This is a genomic window from Bacteroidia bacterium (assembly GCA_025056095.1).
In the GTDB taxonomy this organism is placed as follows: Bacteria; Bacteroidota; Bacteroidia; order JANWVE01; family JANWVE01; genus JANWVE01.
On record JANWVW010000171.1, the window covers coordinates 1 to 6,061 of the forward strand.

At 38.2% G+C, this 6,061-nt stretch carries 7 protein-coding genes; 4 read left to right on the forward strand and 3 right to left on the reverse strand.

Annotated features, from left to right (window positions below):
* The 4 genes from NZ519_10950 to NZ519_10965 all read left to right on the forward strand — a co-directional run.
* A partial coding sequence (locus tag NZ519_10950) for a hypothetical protein (protein ID MCS7029268.1) occupies positions 1 to 665 on the forward strand: 665 nt, incomplete at its 5' end.
* 110 nt (positions 666 to 775) lie between these two features.
* Positions 776 to 1,531, forward strand: coding sequence for a glycosyltransferase family 2 protein (locus NZ519_10955; GenBank protein MCS7029269.1), 756 nt, complete (start codon positions 776 to 778; stop codon positions 1,529 to 1,531).
* Positions 1,479 to 2,249 (forward strand): class I SAM-dependent methyltransferase, encoded by a 771-nt coding sequence (locus tag NZ519_10960; GenBank protein ID MCS7029270.1) that lies wholly within the window; start codon positions 1,479 to 1,481, stop codon positions 2,247 to 2,249. Before NZ519_10955 ends, NZ519_10960 begins: the two co-directional genes overlap by 53 nt.
* Before the next feature lie 122 nt (positions 2,250 to 2,371).
* The gene (locus NZ519_10965) at positions 2,372 to 3,514 is read left to right on the forward strand and encodes a hypothetical protein (protein MCS7029271.1); all 1,143 of its coding nucleotides are present in this window, start codon (positions 2,372 to 2,374) and stop codon (positions 3,512 to 3,514) included.
* A gap of 75 nt (positions 3,515 to 3,589) precedes the next feature.
* Here NZ519_10965 and NZ519_10970 read toward each other — a convergent pair whose 3' ends face one another.
* The 3 genes from NZ519_10970 to NZ519_10980 all read right to left on the reverse strand — a co-directional run bounded on the left by NZ519_10970 (position 3,590) and on the right by NZ519_10980 (position 5,922).
* Positions 3,590 to 4,444, reverse strand: coding sequence for a 3-hydroxybutyryl-CoA dehydrogenase (locus NZ519_10970; GenBank protein MCS7029272.1), 855 nt, complete (start codon positions 4,442 to 4,444; stop codon positions 3,590 to 3,592).
* A gap of 45 nt (positions 4,445 to 4,489) precedes the next feature.
* On the reverse strand, positions 4,490 to 5,488 hold the full coding sequence (trpS, locus tag NZ519_10975; protein ID MCS7029273.1) for a tryptophan--tRNA ligase: 999 nt from the start codon (positions 5,486 to 5,488) through the stop codon (positions 4,490 to 4,492).
* 257 nt (positions 5,489 to 5,745) lie between these two features.
* A complete protein-coding gene (locus tag NZ519_10980) occupies positions 5,746 to 5,922 on the reverse strand; it encodes a hypothetical protein (protein MCS7029274.1) in 177 nt (58 codons plus the stop codon).
* Between the last annotated feature and the right edge of the window lie 139 nt (positions 5,923 to 6,061).

The window sequence follows — 6,061 nt, forward strand, 5'->3', positions numbered from 1 at the left end:
AAAGCGTAGCCCGTAGCACGCCGACCTTGCCCACACAAGCGCAAGCGAAGTGTGGGCAAGGGCACGCCCAAAAAAATGCTTGCAAAATTAGTAAAAATATATTTTTTTTGCCTTTAATGAGAATAATCCACGGAGTTTTAGTTCCCAGAAGCGTACGTTTGACCAAAGAAGAAATAAAACTCTTGGAGCAGAGAAAACTTCGTAAAAAGCCACTCAGCCGTGCAGAAAAAGATGCTTACATGAATTCCCCTGAGTGGCGATTGATGCAAAAAATATGGTTAGCCCGAGCAGGGTACAGATGTCAAATGTTCCCATGGAAAAAAATAGGTAAAACCGTAAATGGTAAATATAAAGGGTATGAAATTCACCACTTGCACAAAAAAGCTTACAAAAGATTGGGAAAAGAGAGATACAAGAGAGATGTAGTAGTATTGAGTACATTTGCTCACCAGTGGGTTTATCACAGAATACTTAGTTTCGGCAAAACTACCGTACAGAAGCAAAAAAACTTTCCTAACTTATTGCAACGAATTATGAACATGTGGTGTATTTTACCTTATCCTATTAAATGGCTTTGGATTATCGTGTCTACTCTCTTCGTTTTGGTGGCTTTGCTTGATTCATCAGGTTTTTTACATCGTAGGCTGCTATGGTACACTCAATAAAATTTTGACTTGCGTGCGGTTTTTTACAATCAAATTTTTTATCTTTGTAAATGAAAAAATGGTCTTAATTTTCAGAGTATAGAAAAAATCTTACTATAGGCAAAAGTTTTATGCCATCTTTAAGCATATTTTTTCCTTTCTATAATGACGCAGGCACGGTAGAAATGATGATAACCGATGCGTACCGATACGGCAGCCAGCTTACCAACGACCTTGAAGTCATTGCCGTCAATGATGGAAGCAAAGACCACACTTTGTTAGAACTTCAACGAATGCAGAAAAAATTTCCCGAGTTGATTGTAATCAACCATGAACAAAACAAAGGATACGGCGGGGCGCTACAATCAGGTATTAAAGCGACTACAAAAGAATGGATCTTTTATACCGATGGCGATGCACAATATCACCTTGATGAACTATATCTGCTTTGGAAGCATATTCCTCAATACGATTTTGTCAATGGCTATAAAATACGCCGCTCTGATGGTTTTGTTCGTACATATATAGGCTTGGCATATCGTAAATTGACAAAAATGGTATTCAAAATACCTATCAAAGATGTAGATTGCGATTTTAGACTGATGCGCGGCGATTTATTACGCAGCATAAATTTTGAATTTACCAGCGGCGCCATTACGGTAGAATTAGTCAAAAAAATGAGCTTTCTGACTAATAAAATAAAAGAAGTTCCTGTACATCATTACGACCGAATATACGGCAAATCTAGTTTTTTCAATTTTGATAAAATTACCGAAACATTGAAAGATGAAATCAAACTCATAAAAGCCCTCAAAAAGGTTAAAAAAAAGAACTATGAACTCGAACGTACAAAAGAAGTGGGCGCAAAGTTTGATGCAGTCCAGTGAATACGCAGCTATGTACCACTGCGAAAATGATATGTGGTGGTACAAAGGTTTGAGAAATGTATTACAACACACTCTAAAAGATCTCCACAACGCTGTGATTGTAGACGCAGGCTGCGGTACAGGTAAAAATATGGAATTTCTAAAAGAATTAGGACACCAGGTGTATGGTTTTGATATTTCCCAAGAAGCTATACACTTTTGTCAATCCCGAGGGTTGGATACCGCCGAATTAGGTGATATTACTACTGTGAGTTATCCTGATAACTTTGCCGACGTTTTACTAAGTATGGATGTTTTGGTATTGCTTCATGAAGAAGAGATTGATATTTTTATGAAAAACGCCGCACGCATATTAAAACCCGGTGGAAAATTGCTTATCCATGTAGCGGCTTTACCTTGGTTATTTTCTCAACATGATATAGTATGCAACGTAAAACGTAGATATACTAAAAAAACACTCAAAAAAATGCTTTTACAGTATCCTAATTTTGAGATAAGAAGAATAACCTACCGAATGTTCTTATTATTTCCGCTGATTGCAGGTGTAAAGCTGATTAAAAAAGTTGTGGGTAAAAATAATCCTAAATCTGATCAAGGTGTTCCCCCAAAACCTTTTAATTTCATTTTGACCCAAATTCAATACATAGAAAATTTTTTACTGCGCTACGTTTCTTTTCCCTGGGGTACATCATTGTACGCAGTACTTCATAGAAAATAACGGCTGTTCAGAAAAATGTTTTTAACGGTTTTTTATTGGTTTGGAAATTTGGAATAAACTTTGTATTTTTACAAGTGAAACATTCTACTTTTAACTACCGTTTAATATAATTGAGTTGAAATATGAAAAGTACAAAATTATTGTTATCGGTCTTACTTCTCTGGTCTGCAAGTATAACTTCAATAGCCCAGGGATACGATGAAATGTACGGCGACTACTATACTAATAAGCCAAGGGGCAATTCTGCAAACAACAGCTATAGTTATAGCAGTGAGCCTAATCGTAGTGAATACAATGAAGACTCATACGAATATGATGCTTTTATTGAAGAAGATGGCTATTACACTTCTCGATTGAGGCGTTTTTATGGCGATTGGTGGAGTGGATGCAGCTACTATGACCCATTTTACACTAATTCTTGGTACTGGGGTTGGGGTATGCCTACATTTGCCGTAGTTACTACTCCTACAATATGGGGCGGTTGGCGTACAAGAATAATATGGTCCTACGGCTGGGGTTGGTCTACTTATTACTACAATCCTTTCCTCTACACAAGTGTATGGAACTATAATCCTTGGTGGTACGGCTTTTACAATCCATTCAGTCCATGGAACAACCCCTACATGGCAGGATACATGGCAGGATATTACGCAGGATACAATGCAGGCTTCTACAACGGATGGTGGGGTAACCCTTATTACGGTTGGGGTAATCCTTGGTGGGGTTGGGGCTACTATAATCCATACGTATGGAACGGTGGATGGAATGACCCTTGGGGCTGGCGAAATGCACCTCGTTACAGTTCAGGTGGAATGGTTACAAACAATAGCGGTAGAGGTAGCAGCAACGTTACTAACCTAAATCCTGGCAGAGTGGACCAAAGTGGTGGGAATAGCCCCGGGCGCAGTAGTATTATCAGCAGCCCTCGTAACAATGACTACAATAGCAACCCCAGACCTAACTATTACAACAACAATACTAGCACTCCTAGACCAAATTACTACAACAATAGCTCTAATAATAACATATCCAAACCACGCGGCAGTGAGTTGAACAATAACACTACTCCTCGCAGTTATGAAAACAACAACCCTACTCCTCGTAATTCTACTCCTCGCAATTATGAGAATAACATCCAATATAACGCTACTCCTCGCAACTTTAACAATAGCAGTAACTTTACTCCAAGAAGCTATACGCCAAGTAATTCAATAAACAGTGGCAATAGAAGCAGCAGCGGAAGTGGGCGATATTCTCCTCGCTAAATATAAACCTCCCCTACAAAAAATCCCCTGTGTTTTTAATGCAGGGGATTTTTGGTTGTAAAATCAAGAGGTTCTTTACTTTTGATAAGTGTAAAAACCTTTACCTGTTTTATCGCCCAAATGTCCTGCGGCAACCATGTTTCTCAACAGTGGACAAGCACGATATTTAGAATCTCTAAATCCTTCATATAACACATCCATGATATTGAGACATACGTCTAAACCTATAAAGTCTGCTAATCTCAACGGACCCATAGGATGTCCCATGCCTAATTTCATTACTTCATCTATGGCTTCAGGTGTAGCTATACCTTCATATACGCAGTATATTGCTTCGTTAATCATTGGTAAGAGTATGCGGTTGCTTACAAATCCAGGATAATCCTTCACTTCTACAGGTACTTTTTCCATTTTTTTGGATATTTCTATTACAGTTTGGGTAGTACTATCGGAAGTAGCATAGCCCCGAATAACTTCTACTAACTTCATTACAGGAACTGGATTCATGAAGTGCATCCCTATTACCTTGTCAGGTCTTCGAGTATTAGATGCTATTTTAGTGATAGAGATAGAGGAAGTATTGCTGGCTAAAATAGTTTCTGGCTTTGTATATTCATCTAGCTGCTTAAATACATTTGCTTTTAGTTCATAGTTTTCTAACACTGCTTCAACTACTAAGTCTGCGTCGGCTACACCTGTTTTCAAGTCTGTTGTAGTAGTGATGCGTTCTAATGTTTGTTGCTTTTGCTCTTCAGTTAATTTTTGTTTAGCTACCATTCGGTCTAAGTTTTTTGCAATGGTAGACAAACCCTTTTGTAAAGCAGCATCGCTAATATCCACTAAGCTAACAGTATAGCCATATTGGGCGAAAACGTGTGCAATACCATTCCCCATGGTACCTGCACCGATAACACTTATTTTTTGTACCATAGTACCACAAAGGTAAAAATAAAATTTGTACTAAGGGGCTTATGGTTACACATTTTCAAAACCTATAATCGACCTTACTTCTTGTAGTGTTTTTTGGGCGCTAGCTCTTGCCTTTTCACGCCCTTTTGCAATGACTTTCTTAATTAAATCTGTATCCTTTTGGTACTCCTGAATGCGCAGATAGATCGGTTCTATAAACTTAATAATGTCCTCTGCCAATTGTTTTTTCATATCTGCGTAACGAATAGTCATATTGTTGTAGGTTTCTTCAAAATAAGCAACAGTATCAGGAGTGGATACTAAACGCATCAAGGTAAAAAGATTTTCCACTGGTTCAGGCTTAGGTTCGTTAGGCTGGGTAGGAGTATTACCCGAAACAGCTTTCATCACTTTTTTTCGGATTACTTCTGGGCTATCATTAAGAAAAATAGCATTTCCTTCGCCTTCGCTTTTGCCCATTTTACCTGAACCATCTAAACCTGGAACTTTTATCAATTCTTGCTCAAAGTTATATGCGATAGGTTCTTTGAAATAATTTACTTTGTACAAGTAATTGAAACGATTAGCAAAAGTACGTGTCATTTCTAAATGTTGTTCTTGATCTTTGCCGACAGGCACGTAGTCCGCGTGGTGAATAAGAATATCTACTGCCATTAACACGGGATAGGTCAATAGACCTGCATTCACGTTATTAGGATTTGCTCTTACTTTATCTTTAAACGAAGTACATCGCTCTAACTCTCCTAAATAAGCGTTCATGTTCATAAGTAGATACAGTTCTGCAATTTCTTTAACATCACTTTGAACGTACAAGGTACAAAGATCGGGATCTAAGCCTGCGGCTAAGTACTCAACTATAACATTTTTTACCGATTGAGAAAGATGTTCAGGAGTAGGGTGAGTAGTCAGAGAGTGCCAATCTGCTACAAAAAAGAAGCATTCGTGTTGATGTTGCATGCGCAAAAAGTTTCTTACTGCCCCAAAGTAATTACCCAAGTGTAAATGACCTGTAGGGCGAATGCCGCTTACAACTATTTTTTTCATGTAGCAAAAATAGATATTTTGTCCATAGGTAGATTATTGCCACTATTTTTATTCAATCATTATGAAAGCCCCCCAGCAGTAAGGCTCTTTATACTGCTTGCGAATCTCCTTCTGAGCTGCTTCAAATGCTTTTCGTTTGGATATGGTTTTCCTGCTTCAATAGAACTTGTAGGTTAATAAGTATGAGACTTTTGTTTAAAGCTCTCACAATTTGGTGTTACACTTGATTGAAGTCCTATGTAAAGGATGTACCTGTATTATTTTTGTTTCAGTTGCTTGAAATTAGTGTTTTTTTTGGATAGAAATTGAAAGAATTTTATTAAGTTTGAAAAATAGTTTTGTTTTTTGGGCGTGCCCCTTGCTGACGCAAGGGTCGGGGCATTCCGCACTGCGCTTCGCTTCGGTGCTTCGCACTGCCTAACGGCATGCTCCATGCCCCTCACGCAGATAACCTAAGCAATTATGTCTTTACCTTGTTTGAGCTTGAAGTACAAGTACTTACAAGCTAAAACCTTACATAACTTACAGAGAAATGAATTTTTCAGAGATCTCTTGCGTGAGGCATGCGAAGGG

Excerpts from the sequence above, each read along its gene's own strand:
- NZ519_10980 (MCS7029274.1), bottom strand. The coding sequence starts at position 5,922 with ATGGAGCATGCCGTTAGGCAGTGCGAAGCACCGAAGCGAAGCGCAGTG.
- NZ519_10960 (MCS7029270.1), top strand. The coding sequence starts at position 1,479 with ATGAACTCGAACGTACAAAAGAAGTGGGCGCAAAGTTTGATGCAGTCC.
- trpS (MCS7029273.1), bottom strand. The coding sequence starts at position 5,488 with ATGAAAAAAATAGTTGTAAGCGGCATTCGCCCTACAGGTCATTTACAC.
- NZ519_10965 (MCS7029271.1), top strand. The coding sequence starts at position 2,372 with ATGAAAAGTACAAAATTATTGTTATCGGTCTTACTTCTCTGGTCTGCA.
- NZ519_10955 (MCS7029269.1), top strand. The coding sequence starts at position 776 with ATGCCATCTTTAAGCATATTTTTTCCTTTCTATAATGACGCAGGCACG.
- NZ519_10970 (MCS7029272.1), bottom strand. The coding sequence starts at position 4,444 with ATGGTACAAAAAATAAGTGTTATCGGTGCAGGTACCATGGGGAATGGT.